Here is a 14,475-nt window from a genome sequence, read left to right as displayed (position 1 = left end):
ATGGCATTGCCAAGAAAACTCAAGGGGATGAACCTCTTTAACGATTCCAACAGCTATCAGGGCGTTGTCACCAGCGTTACGCTGCCGAAACTCTCCCGCAAGCTGGATCCGTTCCGGGGCGGTGGCATGAGCGGCGCAGCGCATATTGATATGGGCCTCGACGACGACGCGCTGGATATGGAATGGAGCATTGGCGGGATTGATGAGCTGGTGCTGTCGCAGTGGGGTGCGGGATCCGTACCGCTGCGCTTTACCGGCTCTTACCAGCGCGACGACACCGGCGAGGAAATCGCGGTAGAAATTGAGGTGCGCGGTAAGCACCAGGCGTTTGATTTTGGCGAGGCCAAGCAGGGCGAGGACACCGAAACCAAAATCACCACCAAATCCACCTATTACAAACTGACCTTTAACGGCAAGGAGCTGATTGAAATCGACACCCTCAACATGGTTGAGAAGGTCAACGGCACCGACCGTCTGGAGCAGCGCCGTAAAAATATCGGCCTCGTTTAACCCTTATGCCAGCGCCCGTCGCTGGCCCTACCCCCCTCCGAACTGAGCAGAGAAAAAAATGGAACTGAAAGAAAACGTCGTTACCCTGGAAACCCCGGTTATGCGTGGCGAGCTGGAAATCAAAACCCTTGAGGTGATTAAGCCTAATTCCGGCGCGCTACGCGGCACCCGCCTTGCCGATCTGGCTGGCTCGGACGTGGACGCGCTGATCACCGTGCTGCCGCGCATCACGCTGCCCGCACTGACGAAGGCCGAGTGTATGAACCTTGACCCTGCCGACCTGATTTCACTGGCGGGCAAGGTGATCGGTTTTTTGTCGCCGAAATCGGACGAGTAAGCTGGCCCGGCGGTATGACCGTTAACGACCTGATGGCCGATATCGCCACCGTTTTTCACTGGCCCCCTTCTGAAATGTACGCCATGCAGCTGGACGAGCTGCTTGACTGGCGGCACAAGGCGATGATCCGCAGCGGAGTAAAACCCGATGAGTAACAACCTGAAACTACAGGTGCTGCTTAAGGCGGTAGACCAGGCGACGCGCCCGTTTAAAGCCATTCAGAACCAGACCCGCAAGCTTTCCGGCGATATCCGCGAAACGCGCGACAGCATCAAGGCGCTCGATGCGCAGGCGGCGAAGATTGACGGCTTTCGTAAGACAAGCGGCCAGCTGGCGGTCACGCAGCAAAAGCTCAAAGACGCCAAAGCTGAAGCGGCCGCACTGGCCGTGCAGTTTCGCAACACGGAAAAGCCCACCACGGCGCAGGCCCGCGCGCTGGAAAAAGCCCGTCAGGCCGCAGGCGAGCTGCAAACCAAAAGCAACAGCCTGCGCCTGTCGGTGCAGCAGCAGCGTGAGGCGCTGAACGCTGCCGGGATTTCCACCAAAAAACTAAGCAGCGAACAGCAGCGGCTGAAGAGTGCCGCCGGGCAGGCAACGGTCAGCCTGAGCCGCCAGAAGCAGGAACTACAGCGTCTTGCCCAACAGCAGGAGCGGCTGAACCACATCAGCGATCGCTACCGCAAAGGCCAGGAATTATCCGGCAGGATTCGCAATGCCGGTGCTGCCGGTGTGGGTGCGGCAACCGTCGGCGCGATTGCCGCGACGTCGGTACTGCGCCCCGGATACGAATTTGCCCAGGCTAATTCCACGCTTCAGGCGACGCTCGGTTTGGATAAAAATTCCGATGATTTCAAGTCGCTTAAAACGCAGGCGCGCAGCATTGGCGATAACACTGCGGCCTCCGCGAACGATGCCGCGCTGGCGCAGATCATCATCGCCAAGTCGGGCGGATCGGTTGACGATATCAAGGCCGCAACGCCGGTCACGCTGAATATGTCGCTGGCCAATAACCGCACGATGGAGGAAAGCGCCAAACTCCTGATGAGCACGAAGAACGCCTTCGGACTGGCTAACGGTCAGGTGGCGCACCTGGGCGACGTGATATCCGCGACGCTTAACAAGACCGCCGCCGATTTTGACGGGCTGAATGATGCGCTGACCTATATCGCCCCTGTCGCCAAAAACGCGGGGGTGAGCGTTGAGCAGACCACGGCCATGATTGGTGCGCTGGCAAAGGCGGGCACAACCGGCAGCATGGCCGGGACGGGCGTGCGCGCCATGCTGCTGCGCGTCCAGGCACCGACCGGACAGGCGTTCAAGGCAATCAAGGAGCTGGGCGTAAAGACCGCCGACAGCAAAGGCAACATGCGGCCGTTCTTCACCATTCTGAAGGAGATGCAGAAATCCTTTGAGAAAAACAAGCTGGGTACTGCGCAGCAGGCCGAGTACCTGAAAACCATCTTCGGGGAAGAAGCCGCATCCTCTGCGGTCACGCTGATGCAGAGTGCAGCCAGCGGATTACTGGACGACCTGACTAAAACGTTTCAGGGATCTGACGGCAGCACGGAAAAACTGGTCAAGGTGCAGCAGGACAACCTCGGCGGCGACTTTAAGGAATTACAGTCGGCGCAGGAGGCTATCGGCACCGACCTGTACGATCAGCTTGATGCCAGCCTCAGAAAGCTGACGCAGGACAGCACGAAGTTTTTGCTGACCGTGGACAGCTGGATACAGAAAAATCCCGCCCTGTCTTCGGGTATTGCCAAAGCCGCGACGGCGGGCCTGATTTTTGTGGGCGCGCTCGGTGCTATCGGGCTGGTCGCGTGGCCGGTGATGGCCGGTGTGAATGCGCTTATCGCGGGCGCGGGGTTGCTCGGCACCGCATTCAGCGTGGCGGGCGGTGCCATTACTGCCGCACTGGGCGCGCTTACGTTGCCGGTGGTGCTTGTGGTTGCCGCAGTCGTCGCCGGTGCGCTGCTTATCCGTAAATACTGGGAGCCGATTAAGGCGTTTATTTCCGGCGTTGCTGAAGGCTTTACCGCAGCGGCAGGCCCGATAAGCGACGCCTTTATCTCGCTGCAACCCGCCTTTAACTGGCTGGGTGACAAGCTTAAAGACCTGTGGAACTGGTTTACAAAGCTGCTGGATCCGGTGAAGTCCACGCAGACAGAGCTTAAAAACGCCGGGGATATGGGCAAGACGTTTGGCAAAAATCTTGCCGATGCGCTGAAAATCCCCGGTCAGGCGCTCGACCAGCTGATGAGCGGGATCAGCTGGGTACTGGATAAGCTCGGCGTTATCGACAGTAAATCTGACGGGCTGAAGGACAAGATTCCCGACCACGACCCGGTCGCGCCGAACGGCCTGCCGTGGATACTGGCCGACAACGGCCCGGACTATAAGCCGGTATCGTCACCGGCGGCAGGGGGCGGATATAACGATCAGAGTCAGAACAGCTACCAGTATGACATCCATATGCATCCGGGTATGACCAAAGACGACGCGCTGGCGCTGATGGCGCAGCATCAGGAACGAAACGACCGTAACCGGCAGGCACAGCAACGCAGTAAAATGGGGTGGGAATAACATGATGATGATTTACGGCATGATGCCGTTCATGCGCCAGACGCTGCCTTATTCCGAGTTGCAGCAAAGCGTTGATTACCGCTGGCCGACTAACAGCCGCGTCGGGCAAAGGGCGTCGGCGCAGTTTATTGGCGTGGGTGATGAGAAAATAACCCTTACCGGCGAGCTACGCCCGGAGGTGACCGGCGGCGCGATCTCCCTGCTGACGCTCAAGGTGATGGCTGACGAGGGGCGCGCCTGGCCGCTGATTGGCGGCAACGGCACGATTTACGGCATGTACGTGGCGGAAAGCTTTTCGGCAACGCACAGCGAGTTTCTGAGCAACGGCAGCGCCCAAAAAATTCAGTTTACCCTGAGCCTGAAACGCGTGGATGAATCACTAACGTCAATGTTTGGCGACCTGAAAAAGCAGGCCGACGGGCTTGTGAGCGGCGTTAACAACCTGCCCGGCCAGATTACGTCCGCCATCAGTAACGCAAAATCTGCCGCCAGCGGCATTATCTCAACCGTGGGCGGGCTGCTGTGATGGCCGTTACCGGGTTACCCGTGCAGGCCGGGGCGCAGATACAGCCTGACTTCCTGCTGACAGTGAATGCAAAAGACATTACCGCCAATATCCGCGACCGGCTTATCTCCCTCACGCTGACCGATAACCGCGGCTTTGACGCCGATCAGCTCGACCTTGAGCTGGACGATGCGGACGGGCAACTGGCAATGCCGGTGCGCGGGGCGGTGATAAAGCTGTATCTGGGCTGGAAAGGCCAGGCACTTATCGGCAAGGGAGAATTCACCGTTGATGAGGTTGAGCATCACGGCGCGCCTGACACGATGGTTATCCGGGCGCGCAGCGTGGATTTTCGCGGTACGCTGAATTCCCGCCGGGAGGTTTCCTATCACGACACCACCCTGGGCAAAGTGGTAACGCAGATTGCGGAGCGTAACAGCCTGAAACCCATGCTGGCCGACGGCTTTGCGGCGCTGCCGGTCGCCCATATTGACCAGACGCAGGAAACTGACACGAAGTTTTTGACGCGGCTTGCCTCGCTGTATGGCGCAGTGGCCGCTATCAAGGCCGGGCGGCTGCTGTTTCTGCGCCCCGGCAGCGGCGTGACGGCGAGCGGTAAGCCCATTCCGCAGCTGACGATCACGCGTCAGGACGGCGACCGGCACACCTTCAGTATTGCCGACCGGGGTGCATACACCGGCGTAACGGCCAGCTGGCTGCATACCAAAGATCCAAAGCCGAAAAAGGTAAAGGTAAAGCGCGTACCGAAGGAAAAACACCTTCGCGCCCTGGAGCATCCGGCGGCGAAAAAGAAAAAGGCCGCTGCAAAAACGCCGGAAGCCCCGGAGGGGGATTATCTGGCCGGCACCGAAGATAATGTGTTTGCGCTGACCACGGTTTACGCCACCAAAGCCACCGCCATGCGGGCCGCAAAGGCCAGGTGGGACAAGCTACAGCGAGGGGTTGCCGAGTTTTCGGTGACGCTTGCTATGGGGCGGGCTGACCTGTTCCCGGAAACGCCGGTCAGGGTCAGTGGATTTAAGGCGGTGATCGACGCGCAGCCCTGGCTAATCAGTAAGGTGACGCACAGTCTTAACGGCAGCGGCTATACGACGACACTGGATTTAGAGGTGCTTTTATCCGATGTGGAATATCAGGCTGAAGATAATGAGTGAATTAGATTAATGCGAAAAAAGTTGTTTTATAAATAGATTTAGTCTAATAAGGGGTATACCGAAAAGGAGAGCTTATTAATGATGCATTGCCCGCTTTGCCAGACCGCTGCCCATGCCAAAAGCAGCCGCTACATCTCGCGCGAGACTAAAGAACGTTATCACCAGTGCCAGAACATCAATTGCAGTTGTACCTTCAAAACTCATGAAAGCATATCAGGGGTTATTGTTTCCCCCGGGCAGATCAACAAAGTTCCAATCTTCGCGCATAACGAACAGCAGCCATCATTGCTTCACTAATACAGCCCGCGAAAGCGGGTTTTTTTTCATTTGAACAAAGACATTTGTGCATCAGGTCATCTGTAAAAAGGCGGGAAGTAAGAGGCGAAAAAATTATGGGGGGACAAAAAGGGGACATGACACTGTGTAAACAAAAAAGCCACCCTCTAAAAGGTGGCTTAATGTCCTGATTTAACAGGTAAAATTTGGTGGCCCCAACTGGACTTGAACCAGTGACCAAGCGATTATGAGTCGCGTGCTCTAACCAACTGAGCTATGGGGCCTGAGGCGCAGGATTATAATGTAACTCGGTGGTGCAATCCAGCAGTTATCATCCGGTTGGCTAATTTCCAACCAGGAAAACGGGTGGAATAACAACCTCTTCGCCTCTTGCCCTTGTCCCGACAACGGTTTCCGCTACGTCACCAAGCCAAAGCGATCCCCATCCAGAGTAATCGTTCCCCGCCCCCAGCATCCCTTTAGCGATAGCGAGATGCAGACTGGCTCAGCGATAAATCCGGCAGCAGCGCGGCGCGGGCGGCATCGTAGGCTTCCCAGTTTTCGTATTTTTCCAGCGATGGGATGGTCACGCTCTCGCCTAAATCCAGTCCGGCCAGCGCTGCATCCACCATGGTGTCGACTTCCATCAGCATATGCGCCGGCAGCTCGTCGGCGGAACGGCCGGAGCGTTCGAAGATTTCGGTGCGGGTTAATCCCGGCAGCACGGCCTGCACACGCACGCCGTGAGGTTGCAGCGACGCTTCCAGCGAACGGCTGAAGTTCAGCACGAAGGATTTGGTGCCGTTGTACACGCCGTTGGACATTTCATGCACCAGCGAAAGCACTGAAGCGATGTTGATAATCGTGCCCTGTTTGCGGTCCTTAAAGGCGTTCGCCGCCGCATGCGCCAGTCGGGTAGGGGCGAGCACGTTAAGGATGATCATCCGCTGTACGCTGTCGATGTCGTTATCGAGGAAGTCACCGGCGACGGTCATCCCCGCGTTATTCACCAGCAGCGTGATGTTGGCATCGCTGCTCAGCCGTTGTTCGACGCGCGCCAGATCCTGTTGATCGATCAGATCGGCGGTCAGCACTTCAGCTTTCACGTCGTAATCTGAGGATAATTTTGCGGCCAGCGCCTCAAGTTTCGTTTTATCGCGTGCAATCAGCAACAGGTCGTAGCCGCGCTGGGCCAGGCGTTGTGCGTAGAAAGCCCCAATCCCTGCCGATGCGCCGGTGATCGCTGCTGTACCTTTAGATGCGTTCGAAATGGTCATGATGCTCTCCTGAATATGATGGTTATCATTTGGTGTTGAGGCTCAATATGATGGTCATCATATTTACTGTCAATAGCGCCAAAATGCCGATTTACCCCGTCTTTCGTCCATCCAAAAAATTTTATGTAGCGCTTTCATTAAGATAGGCGCGCACCGCCCAACGCCACATTGAATATGACGGTCATAATAATTATTATGATAGTCATATCCTTTTAACTGCTGAGCTAAACTGCCTGTATCCGGCTTACGCGTTTAACCGCACAAGTCAGCGCAAGCCGATTACCGATCCCGCCCCGGAGGCCTCATGTCAGAAGTCATCACCCATAAAGAACGCACCCGTCAGCGAATCCTGGACGAAGCGGCCGCCATCATGCGCGTCGTGGGCACCGAGGGCATCGGTGTGGCGGCGCTGATGAAGCGCGTCGGGCTGACGCACGGTGGGTTTTATGCGCACTTCACCTCGCGTGATGATCTGGTGGCGAACGTTATCGACCGGATGTTTAACGAAACCGGCGAACGGCTGAATGCCTTGTCACCGCTGCCGGAAGGCGCTGCGCGGCTGACTCGTCTAATCGATCTCTACCTTTCCCCTGAAGCCCGCAACGCACCGGAGCACAATTGCCCGATGCCATCGCTGGCGGGGGAAGCCAGCCGCTTACCGGATGAGGCGCGGGCACGCTTTACGCTTGGGATTCAGGAAATGCAGGTGCTGATTGCCCGTTCGCTACAAGCGATGGGGCATCCACAGCCGCAGTCTCTGGCCTCCTCGGCGCTGGCTGAGTTGATTGGCGCGATGGCGCTGGCGCGAGCCATTCAGGATGACGCGGTGGCTGAGCAGTTGCTGGCGGATTCCCGCAGCCAGCTTAAGCGTCGGCTGGGCCTGAACGGTGATGCGCATGGCTGACAATCAGGCGCTGAAAACCGAGCAACGGCGCAAAAAAATGGCCGCGCTGATCGCCAAACTGGCCCCCAATAACGGCTATACCCGATCCGCGCTGGATGATGTGCGCCTGCTGCGTTCCGATCGGCCGCTGGACCATACGCCGGTGCTGTATGAACCCTCGATTGTCATCGTCTGCCAGGGATGCAAGCGCGGTTATTTGGGGGATGAGGTCTATGTTTATGATGCTCAGCATTTTCTGGTGGTCGCGGTACCGCTGCCCTTTATCAGTCAGACCGATGCCAGCGCGGAAGAGCCGATGCTGGCCGTGGCGCTCAGGCTGGATTTTACGGTGCTGGCCGATTTGCTGCTGACCTTAACATTGCCGGTTCCCCGCCGTCATGACGCGGTCAGCATGCTCTCGTCGCCGCTGGATGAGGCGTTGGGTGACAGCGTGATCCGTCTGCTGGAGGTGTTGAGTTCGCCACAGGACAGTCAGGTGCTGGGCGCGGGGATCGTGCGGGAGATTTACTACCGGGTGCTGGTCGGCGATCAGGGGAACACCTTGCGGGCGGCGCTGGCGCAGCAGGGGTATTTTGCGCAGATTGCGCGGGCCTTACATATTCTGCAAAACCGCTACAGCGAGCATTTTGAGGTGGCCGATCTGGCAAGCGAAGTGGGCATGAGCGTTGCTACTTTCCATGCCCATTTTAAAACGGTGACCCAAAGCTCCCCCATTCAGTACCTGAAATCCACCCGGCTGCATCAGGCCCGATTGTTGATGGTGCGGGGCGGAATGTCTGCGGCCACGGCGTCAGCGGAAGTTGGTTACGAAAGTCCTTCGCAGTTCAGCCGTGAGTTTAAACGTTTCTTTGGCCGTAGCCCGGTTCAGGAAGCGCTGTATATGAAAGAAATCCTGCGGCTGGAACCCGCCATTGAAATGGCGGGCTAAAAAGCCCGCCGGTCAGGGCGTTAAGGGGATCAGTAGGGGCTGGCGGTGGGACGCACCACGATCTCGCTGACATCCACGTCCGCCGGTTGCTCAATCGCATACACCACGGCGCGCGCGATGGCATCCGGTTCCAGCGCCACCCGGCGGAACGCTTTCATCGCTTCGCGCGCCGAATCGTCGCTGATGCTGTCCGCCAGTTCAGACGTCACCACGCCCGGAGAAATCACCGTCACCCGCAGTTTATCCGTCTCCTGACGCAGCCCATCCGATAACGCCCGCACCGCGAACTTGGTGGCACAATACACCGCCGCCGTTGGCGAGACGCTCAGTCCACCAATCGACGAAATATTGATGATATGGCCATGATGCTGCTGTTCCATCAGCGGTTGTGCGGCTGCAATGCCGTAGAGAACGCCACGGATATTGACGTCAATCATGCGATCCCACTCGTCCACTTTACGGGCGGAAAGCGGCGACAGCGGCATCACTCCGGCGTTATTAATCAGCACATCCAGTCCGCCAAAATGCTGTTGTGCTTCGGCGATAAAGCGCTCCATCTCGCTGAGGCTGGTGACGTCAAGCGAGGTGAAATGCGCTTCGCCGCCAGCGGCACGGATCTCTGCAACCACCGTCGCCAGACGATCGGTACGGCGCGCGCCAAGCAAAACATGCGCGCCTTTGGCCGCCAGCAGTCGGGCGGTGGCTTCGCCAATGCCACTGCTGGCACCGGTGATTGCGACGATTTTAGTATTCAGTTCAGACACAGGACTCTCCTTACCAGGGCTTGCTGAACGGCGTGTCCGTCAGCGAAGTTCAGCGTACAGCCTTATCCCCTGGCTGCGAATATCCGGGCCTCTCTGAAGCTTGCCTGTTCCTCTGAAACACTCTGATGAAGTACGCATTTCTTCACAGTGGGCGTGGTGCGGGTGGCTGCGATGCATTAAGATTGGTATGAATCGGTACGAATCGTACCTGTTGTATTGTTGAAGGATGTGAGTATGCACAGCTTTACCGCCAGTGAGGCCAAAATCCAGTTTGGCGAACTCATCAGCAAAGCGCAGCGCGAGCCTGTCAGTATTACCAAGAATGGCCGACCTAAAGTGGTGGTGATGTCGATTGAAGATTTTCACGATTATGAGCAGTTGAAGCTAATGAAACTGCGCGCGATGGTTGCGGAGTCGATCGTCCAGTCAGAACGTGGCGAGTTGCACAGTATTGACGATGTGTTCAGCGACCTTACTGAAGAAGAAATCAAACACGCTGGGGAATAGGTTCAAGGATGACCGTCATATTTACCACACAAGCAAGGGCGCAGATCCGCGCCATAAGAGCGTATTCACATCGTCATTTTGGTGCGACTACCGCCGATCTGTATGCCAACGCATTGCGGACAACGATGCAGGATATTCTTGACCCTAACCCTGCATTGGGCCGGGACCGTAGCGCTGACATCGGTCCCGGCGTACTGAGTATCCCTGCCAACTCCCACCTAATCTTCTACCGGGTAGTCAAAGTCGGTATTGAGATTCTGGCCGTAGTACATCAGAAAGACGAACCCGCGAAGTATTCTCCTTTACCCGCTTTTTGACTTGCCTGTTCCTCTGAAACGCCGATCAGCGCCCCACATCGGTCGAAAAAGCGATCTCTTTCTGCGCTTCCAGCGCCGCCAGTCGTTCGGTCAGCGCGGCATGCACCAGCGTGTAGGCATCGCTGCCTAACGTCAGTCGACGTGGCGCAGGGGAGCGATCGACGGAGGCAATCATTTCGCGCACCATCTTCTTCGCTTCGCCGACGGTCGGCCAGTTCTCCATCAGCTGCCGCATTGGGCTGTGGTCGTAAGCCGCCAGCGGTTCAGCCATCTCCATTCCCTGGGTGAACCCCGTCTGGGCGGTGCCAGGCTCAACCAGCGTGAATTCTATGTTGAATGCCGCCACTTCCTGCGCCACCGTTTCGACAAAGCCTTCCATCGCAAATTTGCTGGTGTGATAGAGGCTCAGTCCTGGGAAAGTAATCTGGCCGCCCATCGAAGAGAGTTGCAGGATGCGGCCACCGCCTTGCTGGCGAAGATGCGGTAAGGCCGCGCGGATCAGCTGGATCGAGCCGAGCACATTGGTGTCCAGCAGGCGTTCAATCTGAGCATCCGCCAGCTCTTCGGCGGCGCCGCCCAGCCCGTAACCCGCGTTGCTGACCACCACGTCAATGCGGCCTAATTCCGCAAAGGCCCGATCGACGACCGTACGCACGCTTTCGGCGTCGGTCACATCCAGCTGCGCCAGCCACAGCTGCTCACCATAACGCGCTTTTAACGCCTGCAGCACGGCGGGTTTGCGCAAGGTGGCAGCCACACGGTCGCCGCGTTCCAGCAGGCGTTCAGTCATTTCCAGGCCGAAGCCAGATGAGGTGCCGGTAATAAACCAGGTTTTAGACATGGGGTTTCTCCTGTTGAGTGTCAGGTAACCTTACGCCGCTGGAATTGATGCTACTATCCGTCTAATCATGCATGAGTTGGTGAAAATGACCCATGAATAGCAAGCCCGATCTCTCCGCACTGCAGGCCTTTGTGCTGGTCGCCACCCGACGCAGCTTTCGTCAGGCGGCTGACGAGCTGGGATTATCGCCGTCCACCCTCAGCCATATGCTGCGCGCGCTGGAAGAGAAGATGGCGGTGCGGTTGCTGCACCGCACCACCCGTAGCGTCTCGACCACCGAAGCCGGCGAGCAGTTGCTTAACCAGTTGAAGCCGGTGCTGCAAGGGCTGGAGAGTGCGCTCAGTTCGGTGGAGGCATTTCGCCAGCAGCCGACCGGCACCTTGCGGATCAATGCCAGCGAGAGCGCTGCCCGTCAGCTGTTGCAGCGGGTTGTGCCGCTCTTTTTGCAGCGCTATCCGGCCATTTCGCTGGATGTGGTGACCGAAGGGCGGTTGATCGATATCGTCAGCGAGCAGTTTGATGCCGGCGTGCGGCTGTTGGAGGATGTGCCGCAGGATATGGTGGCGGTGCCGTTTGGCGGCGATCTGCGCTTTATTGCCGTGGCCTCGCCCGCTTATATCGCGAAAAGCGGCGAACCTGCCACGCCCGACGATCTGTTAACGCATCAATGTATTCGCTTTCGCTTACCCAGCGGCAAGCTCTATCGCTGGGAGTTCTCGCGTCGTGGTGTGGAACGGCATATTGAGGTGAAGGGCGCGCTGATGCTGGATCATCTGGAACTGATGGTCGAATCGGCGGCGCAGGGGTTAGGCATCGCCTATGTCCCGAGCAGCGTGGCAGAGCCGTGGCTACAGAGCGGCAAGCTGCAAATCGTGCTGGAAGAGTGGAGTCCGCCTTCGCCGGGGCTGGCGCTGTACTATCCTGGCCATCGCCATGTGCCTGCGGCGTTAAGCGCCTTTATCGAGGTGCTGAAGTCGCCCGTTAAAGCATTCCCGGCGGAATAACCGGCGGATGATAAATGGCGGCGCTCCAGTGCCGGCTGCTGGCATGTTTCTCCGCCAGCCAGCCCTCTTTGCGCAGATGGCGGGCGATCATTTTATTCATGATGCCGTGTCCCAACAGCAGCACGTTGCCATGCTCCGACAGGGAAATCAGTCGGTTAGCGGCCTGACTGGCGCGCAGTTCCGCCTGCTGGAAGGATTCGACCGAGCCGGCATAGCCGCACAGCCACATCAACCGCAGTAACGAAAGCCACAGCGATGGAGGAAGGTGGGGATAGGCAAGGCGCATGGTGGGCAGGGATACTTCGCTGAATACCGCATCGATGCAGGCCGGTTCCAGCCCCAGCTTTTGCAGTGACGAGCGCGCGCGGGGAAGGGGACTGGTCACCACGTAGTCGGCCATCGCCGCCACCCGAATACTCTTATCCGGCGGGCCATCCTGCACGTTCGACATATCATAGGCTTCACACCACTCTGTCATCGCCAGCGCCGGTAAGCGGCCGCCCACCGTATGGTCCGGCTTGCCGTGACGCATCAGAATTATGGTCATTACCTTCCCTCAGGTGTTTTTTTCAAGAGTAAGCTGACGTTCAGGTTAAGACAAATAAGCGGGTTGATTTTAAGATTTGCCCGGCAATGGGCGAGGATTCATCTGACTGCAATAATCTGCCGTTTAGAATGCCCACGACTGAGCCAGTCAGACATGAGTAAAAACTGATCTTTAGTACAGTTTATTCGGTGTATTGCAGTGCAATATCAGAGCGATAAATTAAGTTATCCATTCAAGTTGCTGTATTTTATCGTTTTTATCTGGAGTTGCACTTTCCAAATGTGAAGTGACACTAATTTATTTGCGCGGATCTATTGCAAAATCTACGCGCGTAGATACAATGGCCCTCGTAGTAAAAATTCGCGACGCATGATGCTTATCTGCCCAGTGAAGGTCACTTTGTTTCACCGTATGGATGCGATTGGTTACTTAAAACCGACGACCGGGAAACGAATATAACTCTCCCAACACCAGGGAACCTGTTCTGACCTTAACCATGGCTCAGCAAAAGAGCGTCCTAACTGGCGAATTTTTCCTGACTCTCAGGACACGCCAGGGAAGGCAAATTAGCACTCTGTATTTCAGGGAACTTTCATGTCCACTCCTCAAAGCATTCAGCACGAGGCTTCACGTTCCGCATCCTCTGCGGCAGATGAACGCCTGACTACCCCAGAAGGCCGTAAAGATTTTTGGCGCGCCACCTTCTCCTGTTGGCTTGGCACCGCGATGGAATATGCGGACTTCGCCCTCTATGGTCTGGCCGCCGGTATTATCTTTGGCGACGTCTTCTTCCCCGAATCCACCCCTACCATGGCGCTGCTGGCGACCTTTGCCACCTGGTCCGTTGGCTTTATTGCCCGACCGATTGGTGCACTGTTCTTCGGCTGGCTTGGCGATCGTAAAGGCCGCAAAGTGGTGATGGTGTCGACCATCATTCTGATGGGCGCGTCGACCACATTGATCGGGGTTATCCCGAGCTATGCCTCGATTGGCCTGTGGGCCCCGGCCTGCCTGGTGGTGTTGCGCTTCAGTCAGGGCTTTGGTGCGGGCGCCGAGCTGTCTGGCGGCACGGTGATGCTGGGTGAATATGCCCCGGCAGAAAAACGCGGTCTGGTCTCCTCGATCATTGCGCTGGGATCCAACAGCGGCACGCTGGTGGCCTCGCTGGTGTGGCTGGCGGTGGTGCAGATGGATCAACAGCAGCTGCAGGATTGGGGATGGCGTATCCCGTTCCTCTGCAGCTCGCTGATTGCGCTGGTGGCGCTGTGGATCCGCCGTCATCTGAAAGAAACCCCGGTATTTGAACGCAAGAAAGCCGAACTGCTGGCGCAGCGTGAAAGCTCACGCGTTGCTCAGCCGTTGCCGGTCGATTCCCGCAGCTTCTGGAAACGCAGCCGTTCGTTCTTTGTGATGGTTGGCCTGCGTATCGGTGAGAACGGCCCTTCCTATCTGGCTCAGGGTTTTATCATCGGCTACGTGGTGAAAGTGCTGGCTGTCGATAAGTCGGTTGCCACTACCGCCGTGTTCCTTGCCTCTCTGCTCGGCTTCCTGATTATTCCTTTCGCTGGCTGGCTTTCTGACCGCTTTGGCCGCCGCATTACCTACCGTTGGTTCTGCCTTTTACTGATTATTTATGCCTTCCCGGCCTTTATGTTGCTGGATTCTCGTGAGCCAGTGATTGTGATCTCGACTATCGTTGTCGGTATGGGCCTGGCGTCACTCGGTATTTTTGGCGTGCAGGCGGCGTGGGGCGTTGAGATGTTCGGCGTGCATCACCGCTACACTAAAATGGCGACGGCGAAAGAGCTGGGATCGATTCTTTCTGGCGGAACCGCCCCTCTGGTGGCTGCTGCGCTGTTGTCATGGACTGGCCACTGGTGGCCGATCGCCACTTACTTTGCGGCGATGGCGGCCATTGGCTTCCTGACCACGTTTGTTGCCCCGGAAACCCGTGGGCGAGACTTAAATGACCCGGAAGACGCGATCTGACGGGAACC

General features: G+C 57.3%; 17 protein-coding genes and 1 tRNA gene. 13 read left to right on the top strand and 5 right to left on the bottom strand.

Going from position 1 to position 14,475, the window contains the following annotated elements:
• From AC1UKS_RS19160 to AC1UKS_RS19130, 7 genes are all read left to right on the top strand, one after another.
• A complete protein-coding gene (locus AC1UKS_RS19160; protein ID WP_053140613.1) occupies nt 1–510 on the top strand; it encodes a phage major tail tube protein in 510 nt (169 codons plus the stop codon).
• Between the two features lie 58 nt (nt 511–568).
• Entirely contained in the window at nt 569–847 is a 279-nt protein-coding gene (locus tag AC1UKS_RS19155) for a phage tail assembly protein (protein WP_053140611.1), read from the top strand.
• Nucleotides 848–879: 32 nt separating this feature from the next.
• On the top strand, nt 880–1,002 hold the full coding sequence (locus tag AC1UKS_RS19150) for a GpE family phage tail protein (protein WP_053140783.1): 123 nt from the start codon (nt 880–882) through the stop codon (nt 1,000–1,002).
• Nucleotides 995–3,433, top strand: coding sequence for a phage tail tape measure protein (locus AC1UKS_RS19145; RefSeq protein ID WP_482434862.1), 2,439 nt, complete (start codon nt 995–997; stop codon nt 3,431–3,433). Before AC1UKS_RS19150 ends, AC1UKS_RS19145 begins: the two co-directional genes overlap by 8 nt.
• A gap of 1 nt (nt 3,434) precedes the next feature.
• Entirely contained in the window at nt 3,435–3,959 is a 525-nt protein-coding gene (locus tag AC1UKS_RS19140) for a phage tail protein (protein WP_482434861.1), read from the top strand.
• Nucleotides 3,959–5,113 (top strand): phage late control D family protein, encoded by a 1,155-nt coding sequence (locus AC1UKS_RS19135; protein WP_482434860.1) that lies wholly within the window; start codon nt 3,959–3,961, stop codon nt 5,111–5,113. The genes AC1UKS_RS19140 and AC1UKS_RS19135 overlap by 1 nt, the downstream gene beginning before the upstream one ends.
• 78 nt (nt 5,114–5,191) lie before the next feature.
• Entirely contained in the window at nt 5,192–5,410 is a 219-nt protein-coding gene (locus tag AC1UKS_RS19130; RefSeq protein ID WP_482434859.1) for an ogr/Delta-like zinc finger family protein, read from the top strand.
• 186 nt (nt 5,411–5,596) lie between these two features.
• Here AC1UKS_RS19130 and AC1UKS_RS19125 read toward each other — a convergent pair.
• Nucleotides 5,597–5,673: transfer RNA gene (locus tag AC1UKS_RS19125), tRNA-Ile, on the bottom strand.
• Between the two features lie 195 nt (nt 5,674–5,868).
• Nucleotides 5,869–6,666, bottom strand: a complete 798-nt coding sequence (locus tag AC1UKS_RS19120; RefSeq protein ID WP_482434858.1) for an SDR family NAD(P)-dependent oxidoreductase — start codon at nt 6,664–6,666, stop codon at nt 5,869–5,871.
• Nucleotides 6,667–6,970: 304 nt separating this feature from the next.
• On the opposite strand from AC1UKS_RS19120, the gene AC1UKS_RS19115 reads away from it, so the two are divergent.
• Complete coding sequence (locus AC1UKS_RS19115; protein WP_482434857.1) at nt 6,971–7,570, top strand: TetR/AcrR family transcriptional regulator; 600 nt, start codon at nt 6,971–6,973, stop codon at nt 7,568–7,570.
• Nucleotides 7,563–8,498: an AraC family transcriptional regulator gene (locus AC1UKS_RS19110; RefSeq protein WP_482434855.1), complete on the top strand. Its 936-nt coding sequence runs from the start codon at nt 7,563–7,565 to the stop codon at nt 8,496–8,498. Before AC1UKS_RS19115 ends, AC1UKS_RS19110 begins: the two co-directional genes overlap by 8 nt.
• 29 nt (nt 8,499–8,527) lie before the next feature.
• Here the strand turns inward: AC1UKS_RS19110 and AC1UKS_RS19105 are convergent, their stop codons facing one another.
• The gene (locus tag AC1UKS_RS19105; RefSeq protein ID WP_482434854.1) at nt 8,528–9,262 is read right to left on the bottom strand and encodes an SDR family oxidoreductase; all 735 of its coding nucleotides are present in this window, start codon (nt 9,260–9,262) and stop codon (nt 8,528–8,530) included.
• A 234-nt stretch (nt 9,263–9,496) separates the two neighbouring features.
• On the opposite strand from AC1UKS_RS19105, the gene AC1UKS_RS19100 reads away from it, so the two are divergent.
• Both AC1UKS_RS19100 and AC1UKS_RS19095 read left to right on the top strand, forming a co-directional pair.
• A complete protein-coding gene (locus AC1UKS_RS19100; protein WP_053140587.1) occupies nt 9,497–9,769 on the top strand; it encodes a type II toxin-antitoxin system Phd/YefM family antitoxin in 273 nt (90 codons plus the stop codon).
• Between the two features lie 8 nt (nt 9,770–9,777).
• The gene (locus tag AC1UKS_RS19095; protein ID WP_482434853.1) at nt 9,778–10,086 is read left to right on the top strand and encodes a type II toxin-antitoxin system RelE/ParE family toxin; all 309 of its coding nucleotides are present in this window, start codon (nt 9,778–9,780) and stop codon (nt 10,084–10,086) included.
• A gap of 25 nt (nt 10,087–10,111) precedes the next feature.
• Here AC1UKS_RS19095 and AC1UKS_RS19090 read toward each other — a convergent pair whose 3' ends face one another.
• Nucleotides 10,112–10,927 carry an SDR family oxidoreductase gene (locus AC1UKS_RS19090; protein ID WP_482434851.1) on the bottom strand — a complete coding sequence of 272 codons (816 nt, stop codon included), beginning with the start codon at nt 10,925–10,927 and terminating at the stop codon, nt 10,112–10,114.
• Nucleotides 10,928–11,019: 92 nt separating this feature from the next.
• Here AC1UKS_RS19090 and AC1UKS_RS19085 point away from each other — a divergent pair, with 92 nt between their 5' ends.
• Nucleotides 11,020–11,931 (top strand): LysR family transcriptional regulator, encoded by a 912-nt coding sequence (locus AC1UKS_RS19085; RefSeq protein ID WP_482434850.1) that lies wholly within the window; start codon nt 11,020–11,022, stop codon nt 11,929–11,931.
• Here AC1UKS_RS19085 and AC1UKS_RS19080 read toward each other — a convergent pair.
• Nucleotides 11,909–12,478 carry a histidine phosphatase family protein gene (locus AC1UKS_RS19080; RefSeq protein WP_053140575.1) on the bottom strand — a complete coding sequence of 190 codons (570 nt, stop codon included), beginning with the start codon at nt 12,476–12,478 and terminating at the stop codon, nt 11,909–11,911. The two genes, AC1UKS_RS19085 and AC1UKS_RS19080, sit on opposite strands and share 23 nt — an antisense overlap.
• Before the next feature lie 594 nt (nt 12,479–13,072).
• On the opposite strand from AC1UKS_RS19080, the gene AC1UKS_RS19075 reads away from it, so the two are divergent.
• On the top strand, nt 13,073–14,467 hold the full coding sequence (locus AC1UKS_RS19075) for an MFS transporter (protein ID WP_482434849.1): 1,395 nt from the start codon (nt 13,073–13,075) through the stop codon (nt 14,465–14,467).
• The last annotated feature ends 8 nt before the right edge of the window (nt 14,468–14,475 follow it).

The organism is Erwinia sp. AK-PDG3-5, assembly GCF_056821705.1.
This window is presented reverse-complemented; position numbering and strand designations above follow the sequence as displayed.

Bases quoted from the DNA above. Each gene is read 5' to 3' on its own strand.
- AC1UKS_RS19160 (WP_053140613.1), top strand. From the start codon at position 1: ATGGCATTGCCAAGAAAACTCAAGGGGATGAACCTCTTTAACGATTCC.
- AC1UKS_RS19155 (WP_053140611.1), top strand. From the start codon at position 569: ATGGAACTGAAAGAAAACGTCGTTACCCTGGAAACCCCGGTTATGCGT.
- AC1UKS_RS19150 (WP_053140783.1), top strand. From the start codon at position 880: ATGGCCGATATCGCCACCGTTTTTCACTGGCCCCCTTCTGAAATGTAC.
- AC1UKS_RS19145 (WP_482434862.1), top strand. From the start codon at position 995: ATGAGTAACAACCTGAAACTACAGGTGCTGCTTAAGGCGGTAGACCAG.
- AC1UKS_RS19140 (WP_482434861.1), top strand. From the start codon at position 3,435: ATGATGATGATTTACGGCATGATGCCGTTCATGCGCCAGACGCTGCCT.
- AC1UKS_RS19135 (WP_482434860.1), top strand. From the start codon at position 3,959: ATGGCCGTTACCGGGTTACCCGTGCAGGCCGGGGCGCAGATACAGCCT.
- AC1UKS_RS19130 (WP_482434859.1), top strand. From the start codon at position 5,192: ATGATGCATTGCCCGCTTTGCCAGACCGCTGCCCATGCCAAAAGCAGC.
- AC1UKS_RS19120 (WP_482434858.1), bottom strand. From the start codon at position 6,666: ATGACCATTTCGAACGCATCTAAAGGTACAGCAGCGATCACCGGCGCA.
- AC1UKS_RS19115 (WP_482434857.1), top strand. From the start codon at position 6,971: ATGTCAGAAGTCATCACCCATAAAGAACGCACCCGTCAGCGAATCCTG.
- AC1UKS_RS19110 (WP_482434855.1), top strand. From the start codon at position 7,563: ATGGCTGACAATCAGGCGCTGAAAACCGAGCAACGGCGCAAAAAAATG.
- AC1UKS_RS19100 (WP_053140587.1), top strand. From the start codon at position 9,497: ATGCACAGCTTTACCGCCAGTGAGGCCAAAATCCAGTTTGGCGAACTC.
- AC1UKS_RS19095 (WP_482434853.1), top strand. From the start codon at position 9,778: ATGACCGTCATATTTACCACACAAGCAAGGGCGCAGATCCGCGCCATA.
- AC1UKS_RS19090 (WP_482434851.1), bottom strand. From the start codon at position 10,927: ATGTCTAAAACCTGGTTTATTACCGGCACCTCATCTGGCTTCGGCCTG.
- AC1UKS_RS19085 (WP_482434850.1), top strand. From the start codon at position 11,020: ATGAATAGCAAGCCCGATCTCTCCGCACTGCAGGCCTTTGTGCTGGTC.
- AC1UKS_RS19080 (WP_053140575.1), bottom strand. From the start codon at position 12,478: ATGACCATAATTCTGATGCGTCACGGCAAGCCGGACCATACGGTGGGC.
- AC1UKS_RS19075 (WP_482434849.1), top strand. From the start codon at position 13,073: ATGTCCACTCCTCAAAGCATTCAGCACGAGGCTTCACGTTCCGCATCC.